The 16906-nt window shown below is 62.9% G+C and carries 17 protein-coding genes, 1 tRNA gene and 1 pseudogene; 14 read left to right on the forward strand and 5 right to left on the reverse strand.

The window, feature by feature from the left end:
- The first annotated feature begins 33 nt into the window (after positions 1–33).
- From pth to CXK96_RS19150, 3 genes are all read left to right on the forward strand, one after another.
- Positions 34–618 carry an aminoacyl-tRNA hydrolase gene (gene pth / locus CXK96_RS19140; protein WP_102838018.1) on the forward strand — a complete coding sequence of 195 codons (585 nt, stop codon included), beginning with the start codon at positions 34–36 and terminating at the stop codon, positions 616–618.
- Between the two features lie 138 nt (positions 619–756).
- Entirely contained in the window at positions 757–1857 is a 1101-nt protein-coding gene (gene ychF / locus CXK96_RS19145) for a redox-regulated ATPase YchF (RefSeq protein WP_102838019.1), read from the forward strand.
- A gap of 224 nt (positions 1858–2081) precedes the next feature.
- Positions 2082–2780 carry a DNA-3-methyladenine glycosylase gene (locus tag CXK96_RS19150; RefSeq protein ID WP_102838020.1) on the forward strand — a complete coding sequence of 233 codons (699 nt, stop codon included), beginning with the start codon at positions 2082–2084 and terminating at the stop codon, positions 2778–2780.
- Positions 2781–2788: 8 nt separating this feature from the next.
- Here CXK96_RS19150 and CXK96_RS19155 read toward each other — a convergent pair whose 3' ends face one another.
- Complete coding sequence (locus tag CXK96_RS19155; RefSeq protein ID WP_102838021.1) at positions 2789–3904, reverse strand: metallophosphoesterase; 1116 nt, start codon at positions 3902–3904, stop codon at positions 2789–2791.
- Between the two features lie 406 nt (positions 3905–4310).
- Complete coding sequence (locus CXK96_RS19160; protein ID WP_102838022.1) at positions 4311–4505, reverse strand: hypothetical protein; 195 nt, start codon at positions 4503–4505, stop codon at positions 4311–4313.
- 456 nt (positions 4506–4961) lie between these two features.
- Here CXK96_RS19160 and CXK96_RS19170 point away from each other — a divergent pair.
- Together CXK96_RS19170 and CXK96_RS19175 are read left to right on the forward strand one after the other, a co-directional pair.
- Positions 4962–5038, forward strand: a tRNA-Met gene (locus tag CXK96_RS19170).
- Between the two features lie 77 nt (positions 5039–5115).
- Positions 5116–5343 carry a hypothetical protein gene (locus tag CXK96_RS19175; protein WP_102838023.1) on the forward strand — a complete coding sequence of 76 codons (228 nt, stop codon included), beginning with the start codon at positions 5116–5118 and terminating at the stop codon, positions 5341–5343.
- 51 nt (positions 5344–5394) lie between these two features.
- Here CXK96_RS19175 and CXK96_RS21185 read toward each other — a convergent pair whose 3' ends face one another.
- Both CXK96_RS21185 and CXK96_RS19185 read right to left on the reverse strand, forming a co-directional pair.
- Positions 5395–5613 (reverse strand): class I SAM-dependent methyltransferase, encoded by a 219-nt coding sequence (locus tag CXK96_RS21185; RefSeq protein WP_102838024.1) that lies wholly within the window; start codon positions 5611–5613, stop codon positions 5395–5397.
- 276 nt (positions 5614–5889) lie between these two features.
- Positions 5890–6900 (reverse strand): zinc-dependent alcohol dehydrogenase family protein, encoded by a 1011-nt coding sequence (locus CXK96_RS19185; RefSeq protein ID WP_102838025.1) that lies wholly within the window; start codon positions 6898–6900, stop codon positions 5890–5892.
- A gap of 378 nt (positions 6901–7278) precedes the next feature.
- On the opposite strand from CXK96_RS19185, the pseudogene CXK96_RS19190 reads away from it, so the two are divergent.
- Positions 7279–7440 (forward strand): annotated as a pseudogene (locus tag CXK96_RS19190) (phosphate ABC transporter substrate-binding protein); the annotation flags it as partial.
- Positions 7441–7454: 14 nt separating this feature from the next.
- On the opposite strand, the gene CXK96_RS19195 reads toward CXK96_RS19190, so the two are convergent.
- Positions 7455–9386: a sigma-54-dependent Fis family transcriptional regulator gene (locus CXK96_RS19195; protein ID WP_102838026.1), complete on the reverse strand. Its 1932-nt coding sequence runs from the start codon at positions 9384–9386 to the stop codon at positions 7455–7457.
- Between the two features lie 396 nt (positions 9387–9782).
- On the opposite strand from CXK96_RS19195, the gene CXK96_RS19200 reads away from it, so the two are divergent.
- The 8 genes from CXK96_RS19200 (at position 9783) to CXK96_RS19235 (ending at position 16841) form a co-directional block, all read left to right on the forward strand.
- Positions 9783–10286: a gluconate 2-dehydrogenase subunit 3 family protein gene (locus tag CXK96_RS19200; protein WP_102838027.1), complete on the forward strand. Its 504-nt coding sequence runs from the start codon at positions 9783–9785 to the stop codon at positions 10284–10286.
- 49 nt (positions 10287–10335) lie between these two features.
- The gene (locus CXK96_RS19205) at positions 10336–11913 is read left to right on the forward strand and encodes a GMC family oxidoreductase (RefSeq protein WP_102838028.1); all 1578 of its coding nucleotides are present in this window, start codon (positions 10336–10338) and stop codon (positions 11911–11913) included.
- 25 nt (positions 11914–11938) lie between these two features.
- Positions 11939–12928 carry a thiamine pyrophosphate-dependent dehydrogenase E1 component subunit alpha gene (locus CXK96_RS19210; protein WP_041014664.1) on the forward strand — a complete coding sequence of 330 codons (990 nt, stop codon included), beginning with the start codon at positions 11939–11941 and terminating at the stop codon, positions 12926–12928.
- Positions 12929–13027: 99 nt separating this feature from the next.
- Positions 13028–14098, forward strand: a complete 1071-nt coding sequence (locus tag CXK96_RS19215; RefSeq protein ID WP_102838061.1) for a 2,3-butanediol dehydrogenase — start codon at positions 13028–13030, stop codon at positions 14096–14098.
- A 13-nt stretch (positions 14099–14111) separates the two neighbouring features.
- Positions 14112–15134 carry an alpha-ketoacid dehydrogenase subunit beta gene (locus CXK96_RS19220; protein ID WP_102838029.1) on the forward strand — a complete coding sequence of 341 codons (1023 nt, stop codon included), beginning with the start codon at positions 14112–14114 and terminating at the stop codon, positions 15132–15134.
- 5 nt (positions 15135–15139) lie between these two features.
- On the forward strand, positions 15140–15373 hold the full coding sequence (locus CXK96_RS19225; protein WP_102838030.1) for a lipoyl domain-containing protein: 234 nt from the start codon (positions 15140–15142) through the stop codon (positions 15371–15373).
- A 2-nt stretch (positions 15374–15375) separates the two neighbouring features.
- Positions 15376–16077: a 2-oxo acid dehydrogenase subunit E2 gene (locus tag CXK96_RS19230; RefSeq protein WP_102838031.1), complete on the forward strand. Its 702-nt coding sequence runs from the start codon at positions 15376–15378 to the stop codon at positions 16075–16077.
- Positions 16074–16841 (forward strand): lipoate--protein ligase family protein, encoded by a 768-nt coding sequence (locus CXK96_RS19235; RefSeq protein WP_102838032.1) that lies wholly within the window; start codon positions 16074–16076, stop codon positions 16839–16841. The genes CXK96_RS19230 and CXK96_RS19235 overlap by 4 nt, the downstream gene beginning before the upstream one ends.
- The last annotated feature ends 65 nt before the right edge of the window (positions 16842–16906 follow it).

A 16906-nucleotide genomic window follows, 5' to 3' on the forward strand; every position in this document is an offset into this window, starting at 1 on the left:
CCACTCGTCATTACCTGAGGAAGGGCCTCTGTCGTGACTGCCGTTAAACTGATCGTCGGCCTGGGTAATCCAGGCCCTGAATACGACCAGACCCGGCATAACGCAGGGGCCCTTTTCGTTGAGCGTCTGGCTGCCCACAAGGGCGTCAACCTCAGCGCCGATCGCAAGTATTTCGGCCTGGTCGGCAAGTTTCGCCATCAGGACGAAGATGTCCGCCTGTTGATCCCCACCACCTTCATGAACCGCAGCGGTCAAGCGGTGGCTGCACTGGCTGGATTTTTCCGTATTCCCCCCGAGTCTATCCTGGTTGCCCACGATGAACTCGACATGCCCCCCGGCATTGTCAAGCTCAAACAGGGCGGCGGCCATGGCGGGCATAACGGGCTTCGCGACATCATTGCCAAGCTCGGCAATCAGAACAATTTCTACCGCCTGCGTCTGGGCATCGGTCATCCAGGCCACAGCAGTCTGGTAACCGGTTATGTATTGGGCCGGGCGCCCCAGGCCGAGCGCGAAAAGCTCAACGCCAGCATCGACTTCACGTTCGACGTCCTACCCGAGATTCTTGCCGGTGACTGGACGCGTGCGATGCAGCGTCTGCACAGCCAGAAGGCCTGATCGAACTCGACGCGGGACCGTAAGACAAGGCAACGGCTGAGCGGAAAGCTTGCACTGCAGCGCATCACGAAGCCGTTTAACGCAGTTTGGCAACGCCGGTAGCGCATCCGCTGCCAGCCAGTACCGAGGCAAGACACCATGGGATTCAATTGCGGCATCGTCGGCCTGCCCAACGTCGGCAAGTCCACCCTGTTCAACGCGCTGACCAAGTCCGGCATCGCTGCGGAAAACTTCCCCTTCTGCACCATCGAGCCGAACAGCGGCATCGTACCGATGCCCGATCCGCGCCTGCAGGCCCTGGCCGACATCGTCAAGCCCGAGCGAATCCTGCCGACTACCATGGAGTTCGTCGACATCGCCGGCCTCGTTGAAGGCGCTTCCAAAGGCGAAGGTCTGGGCAACAAGTTTCTAGCCAACATCCGCGAAACCGATGCCATTGCCCACGTGGTGCGCTGCTTTGAAGACGAGAACGTCATTCACGTCTCCAACTCGGTCGACCCCAAGCGCGACATCGAAATCATCGAACTGGAACTGATCTTTGCTGACCTCGACAGCTGCGAAAAGCAACTGCAGCGCGTCACACGCAACGCCAAGGGCGGCGACAAGGAAGCCGTCGCACAGAAAGCGCTGCTGGAAAAGCTGATCCCGCACTTCACCGAAGGCAAGCCGGCCCGCACGCTGCTGAAGAAGCTGGGTGAGGACGAGATGCAGCTGGCCAAGGGTTTCCACCTGCTGACCAGCAAGCCGGTAATGTATATCGCCAACGTTGCCGAAGACGGTTTCGAGAACAACCCGCATCTGGACGTGGTAAACGCCATCGCAGCCGAAGAAGGTGCCATCGTGGTGCCGGTGTGCAACAAGATCGAAGCGGAAATTGCCGAACTGGACGATGGCGAGGAAAAGGACATGTTCCTCGAATCGCTCGGCCTCGAAGAGCCTGGTTTGAACCGCGTGATTCGTGCCGGCTATGAACTGCTCAACCTGCAGACCTACTTCACCGCTGGCGTGAAGGAAGTCCGCGCCTGGACCGTGAAGATCGGCGCCACCGCCCCCCAGGGTGCCGGCGTGATCCACACCGATTTCGAGAAAGGCTTCATCCGCGCCGAAGTGGTCGCCTATAACGACTTCATTCAGTACAAAGGCGAAGCCGGCGCCAAGGAAGCCGGCAAATGGCGCCTGGAAGGCAAGGAATACATCATCAAGGACGGCGACGTGATGCACTTCCGCTTCAACGTGTAAGCGAAATCGCCAGCTCGGCATGCGCTTGATGCAACTCTCAAAAAGCCTCGCTCACGCGGGGCTTTTTGCATCCCGAGCCGCAAACTCGTCCTGCTGAACAGTCGGGAAAAGCGTCTGCTCCAAGCATCTGACTGACGACCGGTACGGAATCTGACCATCATCCGCGGAATATTCGCCCCGCTTGCGCGGTCGGAACAGGCAGACCTGCCGAAGCCGGAGCCCAGATGAACAGCCTCACCGAACCACCGCTGCAGCACCTCGACGACGCCTTTTTCGACCGGGACGCGCAAGTCGTCGCTCAGGCATTGCTTGGAACCGTCATTCGCCACTGCGTAGACGGGCTGTGGTTGTCGGCGCGCATCATCGAGACTGAGGCCTACTACATCGAAGAGAAAGCCAGTCATTCATCGCTCGGCCAAAGCCCCTCGCGGCGCGCCATGTTCATGCCAGCCGGCCATCTCTATCTTTATTATTCACGCGGCGGGGACTCGCTCAACTTCAGCGTGCAAGGGAACGGCAACGCCGTCTGCATCAAGGCTGGATATCCATGGGTCGACTCGCTGTCATGTGAGGAATCCATCGAACGCATGCGCACCAACAGCCCCTCGGCCGCAGGCGGCCCACGTCCCCTGACCCGGCTCTGCTCCGGCCAGACACTGTTATGCAAGGCCCTGGGGCTGAAGGTTGCAGAGTGGAATGCCCAGCGCATGGACCCTGCCAGACTGCGCGTGGACGACATTGGCGCACGTCCGGACATCATCCAGACAACACGCCTGGGCATCCCGGCCGGCCGCGACGAGCATCTGCCCTACCGCTTCGTGGATGCGGGTTTTGCCGCGCACTGCACACGCAATCCGCTACGCCGCGGGCAACAAGAAGGCCAGGATTACGCGCTGCTGCGCCGCGAGTCATTGGCGAGCTAGTTTCTGACTCAAACAGCCCTGACCAAACGAATTCTCGTGATCTCCGACGGCGCACCAAAGCGCAGCGGCGGCCCCCAATAACCCGTGCCACGGCTGATATAGATCTGCATCTCACCGACGCGCTGCAACCCTGCCACCCATGGTTGCTGCCAGCGCACGAGATGCATCCAGGGCCAGAACTGCCCGCCGTGCGTATGCCCCGACAACTGCAGATCGCAGCCCACCTCCGACGCGGCCTTGGCCGAACGGGGCTGGTGCGCCAGCAGGAGTCGCGGCACGTCATCGGGCGCACCGGCAAATGCTGCGACCGGATCGCTGCGATGGCTGGGACGAAACAGCTCGGCCGAATAATCGGCGATGCCTGCCAACACCATACGTGCGTCGCCGTGTTCGAGCTGAACATGACGATTGAGCAGCACGGCCATACCCAGCCGCTCGAACTCGGAAATCCAGCTGTCCGCACCGGAGTAGTACTCGTGATTGCCGGTCACCACATACGTACCATGCCGCGCGCTTAATTGCGCCAACGGGGCAATATCATCGGCCAGATCGGCAACGCTGCCATCTACCAGATCACCGGTAATCACGATGAGGTCCGGCGACAGCCCGTTGACCCGCCTGACGATCGCATCGATGTAGTCCTGCTTGATCGTCGGCCCCACGTGGATGTCGCTGAGCTGCACGATGCTGAAGCCCTCCAGCTCAGGCGGAAGATCTCGCAGCGCGATGCTGCGTTCAACCACACGAGCCGTGCGCCGTGCATTGAGCACACCGAACAGGGTGACCGCTGCGACCGCAACGATCACCGCCAACGCTGAGCCTCGCCCAATAGCAGCCGACTCCCAACCGAGCAGCGAGGCCACCACCAAAACAAAGGCGCGCAGCAATGCGAAAATCGCCAGGCTGGAAAAGATGCCCATCGCCAACAACCCGGACCACGCCAGCAGCGCACTCCCGGCGCCGCGCACCAGCACGCCGAAACGCATCAGCACAGCCGAGAGCAAGAGATAACCCCACGCCAATACGCTACCGAACATCCCGAGGGACAGATCTGGAATCAGCGTGACACCGACGAACACATGCAAGCCAATCAGCAGCGCAACAACTAGCAACCGCCTGTTCATGCGTTAACGTCTCTAAAGCAAGGGTGGAGTATTGTTACGCACCCTGGCGGCAGGCGGCGTAACGGAATCGAAAAGAACTTGTACCACGCTTATGCCTAGGATCCCCGTCCGTAATGCCCAAGCACGGAAAAGCGCGGTGTCTCAGGCACAAGTCATGAGTGTATGGCCAGCGCCATCAGTGACAGACGTTGACCGAAACTACTCACCCGTTCAATTTCGATCCGTTGAGGGGCTGGATTGACTGGGTGCCAGCTCAACTAAAGTCGCGGGCAGTCGCCAGCCGTAAGCGACTGATCTGTCGCGCAGAAGCGGCGCGGTGACCCTCACACCTGGATACAGAGCCGGAGCGCGCTAGCCTCACAGCTGCAAACCGCCGGCACGCCTATCGATAAGCACAACCTAACCGCTACATAACGCCGGGATCAGGCATCGGGTCCGGAGGTGGCGGCTCTTTTTCCAGCTGCTCGAGTACTTCGTCCGGTAGAACACCGCCATCGTCCAGTTCAGTGTCACTCTCGGCGTCGTCGAGGTCGTTCATCGGCGATTCGTCCGCCTGCCAGGGATGGAGCGGTGGATCGCTTGGAAAGGTAATGCTGAGCATGATCGATCTCCTAGCATATGTGCCTGAGGGATTAGGCAGGTCTGGCGATGCATCGTTCGGACCGGTCATCTGTGACCCGTCCAGGCATGTTCACCCTGGAACTCGCTCAGGGCACTATGGAAACAGGTGATCCTCGCAGCCAACGTGGTATTGCGGCTGTAAACCGCGTCGGCCGGCTGAAACACCCTGACTTTCGCCTCGACTAGCACAAGCGCGAACACCTCGCTGCCAGCCTCTAGCGCAGGTGCTGCGAATGACAACGAGCAGAAGCATCAGATCGCCGCGCCCGACTGCAGCGAGCGCCTGGCCACCCTCGTATTCCCGCCAAAATGGACTTGATCGACAGCGCACCGACGACGGTCGGACCGGTGGCATAAGCATTTGAAAAAGCAGGTAGAAAAAGCACACCCTGAGGGTTGACACGCAACCGCTCGGCGCGAATAATGCGCGCCACTTGGCTACGTAGCTCAGTTGGTTAGAGCATAGCATTCATAATGCTGGGGTCCGGGGTTCAAGTCCCTGCGTAGCCACCAAATTCAAGAAAGGGTTCAGCGAAAGCTGGACCCTTTTTTTGTGCTTGCCGTTTAGCCAGCCGCATCGAGAGCGCACCATGAGAGACGACTTCGACAACATCCGCGCCGAGCGCGAAACGCCCTATCGCACCGTTGCCGCCCCTACCAACCAACATGCCGGTCTCTGGAAACAGATCGCGATCGGCATCGTGGTTGGGCATCTGTCGTTGGGGTTGATCGGTGCTGTGGTCTGGATGGTGGCGGCGCAGCTGCTTATTGCGGATGTGCACATCGTTGCGCCGTGGGCAGCACAGCCTCAGGGATGAATGGGATTGCTTTGACTGAAACAGGCTGTCCCTAGCAAATGAAACTGAAATCTATCCCTTCCTCATTGCCGGCCGCAGCGCATGCCGCGGAGCAGGCATTCCATGACCCTGTCTGCGCCCGAGATCAAACGTGTAACGCAGGCCGCTCTTGCTAATCTGGCACTCGGCAGCCACATCGACGAGCAACAACTCGGTCGTCGCATTCGGCAGACAGCGTAGCTGAAGCAATAGATGCCGGGCAGAGCTCTGCTGCCAGATCCAGAGTAGCAACGAGTGCCAAGAGCATCTGCTTCAGTGCCTCCGGTTTCATCTCGCTCCGTTCATGGAACAGCACCAACAGCACGCCGCTTAGCAACCAGTCGACGATCAATTTTCCAAAGCCCGGGTGAAAGCCGCGTCCATGGAACAGCCGCAGACGTCATCGGCCACAATGGTCTGGGCGGCGGACAGATGGCCTTGCAAGAAATGAGAGGCTTGAGAGTCATACACGAACATCGCCGGTAGCGTTGCCGCACATTACAAACGCTGCCGCCGCCGGTTCACGCCTCAGATATCCAGACAGATCTTGCCGAAGTGCTGGTTGGTTTCCTGGTAGCGGAACGCCTCGACGATATCGTCCACTGCGAAATGCTTGTCGATCACCGGGCGAATGCCATTGGCATCGATGGCGCGGATCATCTCCTGCTGCTGTGTGCGGCTGCCGACCAGTACGCCCTGCAGACGCAACTGGCGCACCAGCGCCGGCACCAGCGGCAGCTCGCCGGCAACACCGGTGAGAATACCGATGACCGAGATGTGCCCGCCGATGCGCGCGGCCACCATGGACTGCTCCAGCGTTGCCGGGCCGCCCACTTCGATCACATGGTCGACGCCACGGCCGTCGGTGAGCTGACGCACCGTCTCGCCCCAGGCCGGCGTGCTGCAATAGTTGATCAGATGATCGGCTCCCATCTCGCGCAGGCGCTCAAGCTTCGCATCGCTGGACGAGGTGGCAATGACCGTGGCACCAGCCATCTTGGCAAATTGCAGGGCGAAGATGGAAACACCGCCGGTGCCCTGGATCAGCACACTGTCGCCGGGCTTCAGCTTGCCGTCAGCCATTAGCGCACGCCAGGCGGTGAGACCGGCGGTGGTCAGGGTCGCCGCCTCGGCATGGCTGTAGCCCTTGGGTGCATGGGTGAACGAGGTGGCACGAGCGGTGACCATCTCACGGGCATAGCCATCGATGCCATCGCCAGGCACCGTGGCGAAGCCTTCGATCAGCGGTTCACCGGCCAACCAGTCGGGGAAGAAGGTGCTAACCACCGCATCACCAACTACGAATTCACTCACGCCCGTACCCACCGCGACTACCTCACCAGCACCATCGGCCATGGGTATGCGCGGTTCGCTCGGCCCCCACATACCGCTCACGACCGCGAAATCGTGATAGTTGAGTGAGTTGGCGCGCAGCCGCACGGTGATTTCACCGGCCCCTGGCGTGGCCGCCTCGCTGGTGCCGACGACGACCCGGTCGTAGCCGCCCCCGGGCTGTACGAATATCGCTTTATGGCTCATGGATCGCTCCTCTGCTAACGGGATGATTTAAATGATAATCGCCGGCACCGGCATCGTTCTGCGCGCCGAAGTCTGCTGCCAATCGCTGCACGAGCATCGCTTGAATTCGCGACAGCATAGCCAATGCGCCATCGGCGATGCGGGCGCAGACCAACCTCCTGCGACATCGTCGAAAGCGCGTTCGCCAATAATCCATGGCGCGCCCAAAGACCGCCTGCTGCTGCACGTATGCGCTTCGCGTGAACAGTCCCGACGCGCAACGGGCCAATTACAACGTCAGACCGCTCTTCTGGTTGCAGGATGAACACGACACTTCCCACACCAACAGTGGCAGGAATGATCAGCCTTATGACAAAGCCTGCTGCGCGACGGCGATCGATGCGCGCCGACGCCACCTACGAATACCTGCCCGACCTCATGCCTGCCGAAGCCAACATCAAGGCACTGGTGCACCAGCCCTACCCACTGCACAACTGGAGCATCGCCTTCGATATCGCCGCTGAAAAAGCCTCGCCGGCGGAACAGCCGGTCAGCGAGTAGAGCCCTGGCGCCGTTCACACCGGCGCTTCGATACCCAGCACGCGCATGCGCCGGTACACCGTCGGCCGCGACACGCCAAGCTCCCGTGCCACCGCGCTGACGTTCCAGCGGTGTCGACGCAGCTGGTCGCGCAGTGCCGACGCCGACTCAGGTTCGGAGGGGGCTGCCGACTGACGGCAGCGCGCCAGAATCGGTGGCAGGCATTCGTCCGGCAGGTCCTGCACCGTAATTTCATCATCCTCACAGGTCGCCAGCGCATACTGCAGCACGTTGCGCAGCTCGCGGATGTTGCCCGGCCAGGGATAAGCCAGCAGCGCACTCATGGCATCGCCGCGCAGATGCGGGTTACCCGGGCGGCCCTCGGCGAGTTCGGCGAACACTCGCTCGATGAGGAAGCCCTTGTCGGCGCGTTCGCGCAGCGGTGGCAGTTTCAACGCCGCGCCGTTCAGGCGGTAGAACAGGTCCTCGCGAAACGCCCCACTTTCAACCATCTGCCGCAGGTCGCGGTGGCTGGCGGCAACCACGCGGATATCCACCTTCACCGGTTTCTCGGCACCCAGTGGCATCACTTCCTGTTCGGCCAGCACCCGCAACAGCCGGGTCTGCAAGTGCAGCGGCATGTCGCCAATTTCGTCGAGGAACAGCGTGCCGCCGTCGGCCTGCTGGATCAGCCCGCGCATGCCCTTGCTACGGGCACCGGTAAAGGTGCCCGAGGCATAACCGAACAGTTCGCTTTCGATCAGCGATTCGGGCATCGCGCCGCAGTTGATCGCCACGAAAGGTTTGCTGCGCCGGCAACCGCTTTCGTGCAGCGCCTTGGCCAAGCGTTCCTTGCCGGTGCCGGTCTCGCCATTGAGCAGCACGTTCAGCGGCTCGCTGCATAGACGTTTGGCGCGGGCTAGCATCTTGCGCATCACCGGGTCATCGTCGGCCAGGGCATCGAGCGCGGCATGCCCACCGGGCACGCTGCGTTCGGCCGGCTCCGGTGCACGGCGACGCGGCTCCATCAAGGCGGCGAAGAACAGCTGGTGGCGATGGGTGCGAAAGGCGCGAACTTGGTCGTGACTGGCGTAGGGGATACTCAGCACGTCGCTCAACTCGCAATCGAACAGCTGATCGATGCGCGCCTGCGGCAGAGTGCCGAAGGGGCCCGGCATCATCAGCCCGTGCTCGGCCAGCAGACCGCGGGCGGCTGTGTTGCCGGCGAGCAACTCGCCATCGTCACCCAGGGCCAGCAGGTAGCGCCGGTTGATCAGGACAAATTCGCGGGAACCGTCGAAACAGAGAATCGGCCGCTCGCGGTAAACGCGCATGAAGTAGGCGTCCTCGATCATTCGCGCGTACTGCTTGACCAGCTGCAGGGCAAAGGTCTGGGAATCCTTCGTCGGAGGCGAACGCAGCGCAGAGATATCCAGCACGGCTAGCAACTGCCCGTGCGGGTTGAACATGGGCACGGCGGTACAGGTGAGGTTGGTGTGCCAGACGCTGAAATGATCCTGCTGGTGACAGGTCAGCGCCTGCTGCTCCTTGATACAGGTACCGACTGCACAGGTGCCGGCGTGGTCTTCGCCCCAGTCCGAACCAAGGAACAGGCCGGTCTTGCGATGCGCCTTCTCGTCGGCCGGATCGCCGAGAAACTGCACGGCGATGCCTCGGTTGTCGGTTAGGAGGATGACGTAACCCAGCTCTGCGATCTGCCGGTACAGCTGCTCGACCCCGGCGCGGGCAACGTTGATCAGCTCGTCGGCCTGATCCTGATGTTCGCGCAGCACCTGCCGCGGCACGAAACGGGCCTCAGCCGGGTGCGCCGGGTCCAGGCCATAGTCATGCACGCAGCGACGCCATGATCGCGCGATGATCGGGTCGCGATCACCGGGCAGATGCGGTGCATTGGCCAACGACAGCACTGCATCAACATGATTGACAGGACCGGATAGCAGGTTCATGCCTCCTCCTTGAAGCGCTCGCGCCAGATCTGACGCGGGCGACTCCAGCGATACATTTTATTGTTGTGCGATAAGCAGAGGATAAACCATTGAGCCGAACAGACCATCCTGAACTTTAGAAGCACTTTATCTATTCATGTTATTTGCCGCTGCACTGTAAACCGCTTTACAGCGCTTTACAGGTGTAACGCCTGAATTGCTTTACACATTGAAGGCTGCAACACCACGAAATTATTGAAAACGCCTATAAATCAGCACCTTAAGTTAATTAAATGTCTTTAACTAAAGTTGGCATGACACCTGCTTTTACTGTTTTGCGGAACACACTCTTCGCATAACAAGATCGCCAGCATTCCGATCAGCACGGAACTGCCGGTAATAATCAGGAGCTATGTCATGCACGATTCAACTCGCCCGCACGGCACGCTAAACCGGCGACGTTTTCTGTCCCTTTCAAGCCAGTCGATGCTGGCACTCAGCCTGTCGCAACTGATCCCGGTGAACCTGCTCGCCGATGAGCGGCTGCCAGCCCTACCCGATGGCTTATTGCGCATGGGCCGTGACGTCTTCCCCCACGCGTTCATCAGCGACCACCACTATGTGCTGCCCTTGCTCGGTCTGGTGGGCGAGCAGCCAGCCCTGGTCGCTCGCGGCCTGGACGAACTGCAGCAACAGGCGCGCAAAGCCTACGACTCGCCATTCGAACAGCTTGACGAGGCCGAGCGCGTGGCGCTGCTGACCGACATCGAAACCACCCCGTTTTTCAAGGCCGTGCGCAGCAGTCTGATGTTCGGCCTGTATGACAACAAGGCGCTGTTTCCGCTGTTCGGCTACGAGGGTTCGTCCTGGGAGTACGGCGGTTACGTCAACCGTGGCTTCGACGACCTGAACTGGCTCTGAACGCCCCGTGCACACGGGATAACAACAAGAACAAGATGAGGAACACCCCATGGCAACTTTTGCCCAGGACGACGATGGCGTCGTGGTGATCATCGGCTCCGGTGCGGGCGGCGGGACGCTCGCCAACGCGCTGGCCAAACAGAAAATTCGCAGCGTGGTACTCGAAGCTGGCAAGCGTTTCAGCCTCGACGATATCGAGAACGACGAGTGGGCGATGTTCAAGAAGATCTCCTGGCTCGACAAACGCCAGGCCGCCGGCGGCTGGCACCTCGCCGAGAATAATCCAACCCTGCCCGCGTGGATCGTCAAGGCGGTCGGCGGCAGCACGGTGCACTGGGCCGGCATTGCCCTGCGCTTCCGCGACTTCGAATTCAAGATGCAGAGCATCAACGGCGACATCGCCGGCGCCAACCTGCTCGACTGGCCGGTGACGCTGGACGAGATGGCGCCCTGGTACGAGAAGGCCGAGAAGCACATGGGCGTGACCGGGCCGAGCACCGGCATGGACTATCACCCCTGGCACAACTCCTTCAAGGTGCTGGCCACCGGTGCCAAGCGGGTCGGCTACAAGGAGATCCTCTCCGGGCCGATGGCAATCAACACTGAGCCCTACGACGATCGCGCCGCCTGCCAGCAGCTCGGTTTCTGCATGCAGGGCTGCAAGATGGGCGCGAAGTGGTCGACGCTCTACACCGACATTCCCCGCGCCGAAGCCAGCGGCTACTGCGAGGTGCGGCCGCAGTCGATGGTGCTGCGCATCGAACATGACGCCAAGGGCCGCGCCAATGCCGTGGTCTACGCCGATGCCAGCGGCACCATCCAGCGGCAGAGGGCCCGCGTGGTCTGCGTGGCAGGCAACTCCATCGAGTCGCCGCGGCTGTTGCTCAACTCCGCCTCGGCGATGTTCCCCGACGGGCTGGCCAACTCCTCCGGCCAGGTCGGCAGGAACTACATGACCCACACCACCGCCGGCATCTTCGCCGTGATGCCCAAGCCGGTGAACATGCACCGCGGCACCACCTGCGCCGGGGTCATTTCCGACGAGTCCTACAACGATCCGTCGCGCGGTTTCGTCGGCGGTTACCGCCTGGAAATCCTTGCTCTCGGCCTGCCCTTCCTCTCCGCCTTCCTTGACCCCACGCCCCAGGGTTGGGGCCGCCAGTTCACTTCGCGGATGGAGAAGTACAACCACATGTCCGGGGTCTGGCTGTGTGGCGAGGACCTGCCGCTGGAGAACAACCGCATCACCCTGCATGACAGCGAAAAGGACCAGTACGGCCTGCCGATCCCGGTAGTGACCAAGAGCGACCACCCGATGGACGCCGCCATGCGCAAGCACGGCGTCGCCGCTACCGCCAAGTGCTACGAGGCCGCCGGCGCCACCGACATCATCGAGCTGCCGCCCTACCCGGCCAGCCACAACATGGGCACCAACCGCATGAGCGCCAAGGCGCGTGACGGCGTGGTGAACAAGTGGGGCCAGAGCCATGACATCCCCAACCTGTTCGTCTCCGATGGCAGCCAGTTCACCACCAGCGGCGGCCAGAACCCCACCCTCACCATCGTCGCGCTGGCCCTGCGCCAGGCCGAGCAGATCGGCCGTCTGCTCAACGAACGCGCGATTTGACACGTCACTACAAGGGAGTCCACCCATGACCCAGCCCAACAACTCGCAGCGCCTGTGGATGTACGAGCAGATGCTGACCAGCCGCTACATGGAGGAATCCATCGAGCGCATCTACATGGAAGGCAAGACACCGGTATTCAACATGGCCAAGGGGCCGATCCCCGGCGAGATGCACCTTTCCAACGGCCAGGAACCCTGCGCCGTGGGCGTCTGCGCCCACCTCGAGGCTGCGGACATCGTCACCGCCACCCACCGCCCGCACCACATCGCCGTGGCCAAGGGCGTGGACCTCAACGAGATGATGGCCGAGATCTTCGGCAAGGCCACCGGCCTGTCTGGCGGGCGCGGCGGGCACATGCACCTGTTCGATGGCCGGGTGAATTTCTCCTGCTCGGGGATCATCGCCGAAGGCATGGGCCCTGCGGTCGGCGCGGCGCTGTCGCGGCAGATGCAGGGCAAGCCCGGTGTGGCCGTTTCCTTCATCGGCGAGGGCGCAGCCAACCAGGGCGCCTTCCACGAAACGCTGAACCTCGCGGCGCTGTGGAAGCTGCCAGTGGTGTTCGTCATCGAGGACAACGCCTGGGGCATTTCGGTGGCCAAGGCCAGCGCCACCTGCATCGCGCAGCACCACGTGCGCGCCGCGGCCTACGGCATGCCCGGTGTGTTCGTCGAGAACAACGACCCGGACGGCGTGTTCCGCGCCGCCGGTGAAGCCATCGAGCGCGCCCGTGCCGGTGGCGGCCCGACCCTGATCGAGATCGAGACCTATCGCCTGGCCGGCCACTTCATGGGCGACGGCGAAACCTACCGCCCCGAAGGCGAGAAGGACGGCCTGATGAAGAAGGATCCGATCCCCGGTTACCGCCAACGCCTGATCGACGAAGGCGTGATGAGCGAAGCCCAGGCCGAGGACATCGCGGCTCGTGCCCGCGGGCGCATCGACGAAGCCGTGCAGTTCGCCCGCGAAAGCCCCTACCCGCGCCCGGAAGAGGCGCTGGAGAAGGTCTTCGTGTAGCGCAGGTCAGTCCTGAAGACCGCAGAAGCGAGCCTGCTCGCGAAACGCGGACACCAGCAGAACAACAAGAGGAACACCACCATGAACAGCCAAGCCACCATGACCGCCGCCGTCTGGCACGGTCGCAAGGACATCCGCCTGGAACAGGTGCCACTGCCCGGTGCGCCACAACCGGGCTGGGTGCAGATTCGCGTGCACTGGTGCGGAATCTGTGGCTCCGACCTGCACGAATACCTCGCCGGCCCGGTGTTCATTCCGGTGGATGCGCCGCACCCGCTCACCGGCATCAAGGGCCAGTGCATCCTCGGCCACGAGTTCTGCGGCGAGATCGTCGCCACCGGTGAAGGCGTCGAAGGCTACGCGCCGGGCGACAAGGTCGCCGCCGACGCCTGCCAGCATTGCGGTCAGTGCCGTTTCTGCAAGACCGGCCAGTACAACCTCTGCGAACAGCTGGCCTTCACCGGGTTGATGAACAACGGCGCCTTCGCCGAGTTGGTCAACGTGCCGGCCGAACTGCTCTACCGCCTGCCCGAAGGCTTTCCGCTGGAAGCCGGCGCGCTGATCGAGCCGCTGGCAGTCGGCATGCACGCGGTGAAAAAGGCCGGCAGCCTACTCGGCGAAACCGTGGTGGTGGTCGGCGCCGGCACCATCGGCCTGTGCACCATCATGTGCGCCAAGGCCGCCGGTGCCGGCCAGGTGATCGCCCTGGAAATGTCCGCCGCGCGCAAGGCCAAGGCGCTGGAAGTCGGTGCCAACCGGGTCATCGACCCCAGCGAGTGCGACGCCATCGCCGAAATCAAGGCGCTCACCGGCAGCTACGGTGCTGCCGTGTCCTTCGAATGCATCGGCCATAAATCCACGGCAAAGCTCGCCATCGACGTGATCCGCAAGGCCGGGCGCTGCGTGATGGTCGGCATCTTCGAGGAACCCTCGGAATTCAACTTCTTCGAGATCGTCGCTACTGAGAAACAGGTGATCGGCTCGCTCGCCTACGCCGGCGAATTCGCCGATGTCATCGCCCTGATCACCGACGGCCGCATCGACGTCACCCCGCTGATCACCGGTCGCATCGGCCTGGACGACATCCTCGAACAGGGCTTCGAGGAGCTGGCCAACCACAAGGACCGCAACGTCAAGATCATCGTCAGCCCCGGCGCATTGGCCGGCTGAGCAGGAGAACCCCATGACCACAGCAGCGAAAGAAAGAAAGCTCAGCATCGCCCGCGCCATGGCCGAAGCCGTGGCCCAGGAGATGCGCCTGGACCCGAAGGTGTTCGTGATGGGCGAGGACATCGGCCAGCTCGGCGGCGTATTCGGCAACACCCGCGGGCTGTATGACGAGTTCGGCAAGACACGCATCCGCGACACGCCGATCTCCGAAACCGCCTTTATCGGTGCCGCCGTGGGCGCCGCCTCGGACGGCATGCGGCCGATCGTCGAGCTGATGTTCGTCGACTTCTTCGGCGTCTGCATGGACGCCATCTACAACCTGATGGCCAAGAACACCTACTTCTCCGGCGGCAAGGTGCCGGTGCCGATGGTGCTGATGGCCTCCACCGGCGCCGGCTACTCGGACGCCGCCCAGCATTCGCAGTGCCTGTACGGCACCTTCGCCCATCTGCCGGGCATGAAGGTGGTGGTGCCGAGCAACGCCTACGACGCCAAGGGCCTGATGACCGCGGCGATCCGCGACGACAACCCGGTGGTCTACCTCTTCCACAAGTCGCTGCAGGGCATGGGCTGGCTGGGCACCGAGAAAGGCGCCACGGTGCCGGTGCCAGACGAGCCCTACATCGTCGAAATCGGTAAAGCGAAGACCGTGCGCGAGGGCCGCGACGTCAGTCTGGTCAGCCTCGGCGCCGGCGTACACCACGCCCTGCGCGCTGCCGCGCAGCTGGAGAAGGACGGCGTCAGCGCCGAGGTCATCGACCTGCGCAGTCTGGTGCCGCTGGACCGCGAGCACGTCATCGCTTCGGTACGCAAAACCGGCCGGCTGATCGTCATCGACGAGGACTACCACAGCTTCGGCGTCAGCGGCGAAATCATCGCCAGCGTCGTCGAGCACGACATCGGCATGCTCAAGGCGCGCCCGCAGCGGGTGGCCTTCCCCGACATCCCTATCCCCTTCACCCCGGTCATGGAGCAATGGGCCCTGCCCAACGCCGACAAGATCGTGGCCGCCTACCACGCCATGCATAAGGAATGACGTTTATGAGTACCCCCATCGTGATTGCAGACGACCTCTGGGAAGGCGACGCCGAAGCGGTGATCACCTCCTGGCTGGTCAGCGAAGGCGCCGAAGTGGCCGCCGGTGACCTGGTCGCCGAGGTCATGTCGGAAAAGGCCCAGTTCGAGATCGAAGCGCCGGCTGCCGGCGTACTGAAAATCATCGAAGAAGAAGACGCGGTGATCGCCAAGGGCGCGATCATCGGCCAGGTGCAATAGCCATGACTCAACTGGAGAATCTGCCCGAGCGCGCGCCCGAACGGGTGCCGCTCAAGGGCATGCGCAAGATGATCGCGGCGAAAATGCACGAAAGCCTGCAGACCACCGCGCAGCTGACCCACCACAGCGAATGCCGGCTGGATGCGCTGAAAACCCACCGCGCCGAGCTGAAGGCCGCGGGCAGCGCGGTGTCCGTGCAAGACCTGTTGCTGCTCAAGGTGATCGAGACGCTGCAGGCCCATCCCGGGCTCAATGCCACGCTGGAGGATGAGGTGATCCACCAGCACGTGGCGGTGCATCTGGGCCTCGCCATCCCGCTGCCAGGCGATCTGCTGGTCGCCCCGGCGCTGTTCGACGCCGAACAGCTGGACGGCGAAAGCCTGTGCCTGGCGCGCAAGGCGCTGGTAGACAAAGCCCTGGCCGGCAAGCTGTCGGTCAAGGAGCTGACCGGCGCCACCTTCACCGTCTCCAACCTGGGGCTGTCGCGGGTGCACCACTTCACGCCGATCCTCAATCCACCGCAGGTGGCGATCCTGGGTGTCGGCGGCATTCAGCGGCGGCTGGAGCTCGGGCCCAGCGGCGAACTGGTGGAAGTCGAGTGGATGGGCCTGTCGCTGACCTTCGATCACCGCGCCGTCAACGGCTCGCCCGCCGCAGAGTTTCTCGATGACCTCTGCCAGCGTATCGAGGAGTATGCGGCATGAACGGCATCGCCCGGTTCAGCGTGGGCGCCGGCCTGAATGCCGAGCGGGCTTTGCTGCAGCGCGTCTGTGACGGCCTGTTCGACTGCCAGCTGCTGCTCTGGCGCCCCACAGGCCAGGCGCTGGTGATGCCCGGCAGCTTCGAGCGCCGGCCCGGTTTCGCCCTGGCCAGCCAGCGCTGCGCGGCGCAGGGCTGGCCGATCCTGCTGCGCGACACCGGCGGCGAGCCGGTGCCGCAATCATCTGCCGTGCTCAACATTGCCCTGGCCTGTGCGCTGCCTAGCGGCGACGAGCCCGGCAACCGCATCGACATCGCCTACCAGCGGCTACTCGAGCCCCTGGCGCTGTGGCTGGCGGAGAACGGCCTCAAGGCCGGTGTGGGCGCGGTGCCGGGCGCATTCTGCGACGGCCGCTTCAACCTCACGCTGGAGGGCCGCAAGCTGGCCGGCACCGCCCAACGCTGGCGGCGCAGCCGCGATGGACGCCCCGTGGTGCTGGCGCACGCCGCGCTGCTGATTGAGGACTGGCGCGAACCCATGGCTGACGTGGTGAACCGCTTCTACCACGCCTGCGCCAGCGACCTGCGCTGCCAGGCCGAAAGCCATCTGGCGCTCGCCGAGCGACTGGCCGATGCCTGGGCCACCGCCACATCCCTGCCCGAGTGCTACCAGCGCGTACTCGCCTGGCAGGGCCTGGAACTCGGCGCCCGCGCCAGCACTTATCCGCCCGAAGGCCTCGCCGCCGGACGGCACTCCCCCTTGCTTTGAATAAAAACAACACGGCAGGCCATCCAGGCCGGCCATGCATCGGAGGAAACACCATGAGCCACCCC

The organism is Stutzerimonas stutzeri (assembly GCF_002890895.1).
Taxonomy (GTDB): domain Bacteria; phylum Pseudomonadota; class Gammaproteobacteria; order Pseudomonadales; family Pseudomonadaceae; genus Stutzerimonas; species Stutzerimonas stutzeri_AB.

Coding starts and splice junctions, on each gene's coding strand:
- ychF (WP_102838019.1), top strand. CDS start 757: ATGGGATTCAATTGCGGCATCGTCGGCCTGCCCAACGTCGGCAAGTCC.
- CXK96_RS19150 (WP_102838020.1), top strand. CDS start 2,082: ATGAACAGCCTCACCGAACCACCGCTGCAGCACCTCGACGACGCCTTT.
- CXK96_RS19155 (WP_102838021.1), bottom strand. CDS start 3,904: ATGAACAGGCGGTTGCTAGTTGTTGCGCTGCTGATTGGCTTGCATGTG.
- CXK96_RS19160 (WP_102838022.1), bottom strand. CDS start 4,505: ATGCTCAGCATTACCTTTCCAAGCGATCCACCGCTCCATCCCTGGCAG.
- CXK96_RS19175 (WP_102838023.1), top strand. CDS start 5,116: ATGAGAGACGACTTCGACAACATCCGCGCCGAGCGCGAAACGCCCTAT.
- CXK96_RS19185 (WP_102838025.1), bottom strand. CDS start 6,900: ATGAGCCATAAAGCGATATTCGTACAGCCCGGGGGCGGCTACGACCGG.
- CXK96_RS19195 (WP_102838026.1), bottom strand. CDS start 9,386: ATGAACCTGCTATCCGGTCCTGTCAATCATGTTGATGCAGTGCTGTCG.
- CXK96_RS19200 (WP_102838027.1), top strand. CDS start 9,783: ATGCACGATTCAACTCGCCCGCACGGCACGCTAAACCGGCGACGTTTT.
- CXK96_RS19205 (WP_102838028.1), top strand. CDS start 10,336: ATGGCAACTTTTGCCCAGGACGACGATGGCGTCGTGGTGATCATCGGC.
- CXK96_RS19210 (WP_041014664.1), top strand. CDS start 11,939: ATGACCCAGCCCAACAACTCGCAGCGCCTGTGGATGTACGAGCAGATG.
- CXK96_RS19215 (WP_102838061.1), top strand. CDS start 13,028: ATGACCGCCGCCGTCTGGCACGGTCGCAAGGACATCCGCCTGGAACAG.
- CXK96_RS19220 (WP_102838029.1), top strand. CDS start 14,112: ATGACCACAGCAGCGAAAGAAAGAAAGCTCAGCATCGCCCGCGCCATG.
- CXK96_RS19225 (WP_102838030.1), top strand. CDS start 15,140: ATGAGTACCCCCATCGTGATTGCAGACGACCTCTGGGAAGGCGACGCC.
- CXK96_RS19230 (WP_102838031.1), top strand. CDS start 15,376: ATGACTCAACTGGAGAATCTGCCCGAGCGCGCGCCCGAACGGGTGCCG.
- CXK96_RS19235 (WP_102838032.1), top strand. CDS start 16,074: ATGAACGGCATCGCCCGGTTCAGCGTGGGCGCCGGCCTGAATGCCGAG.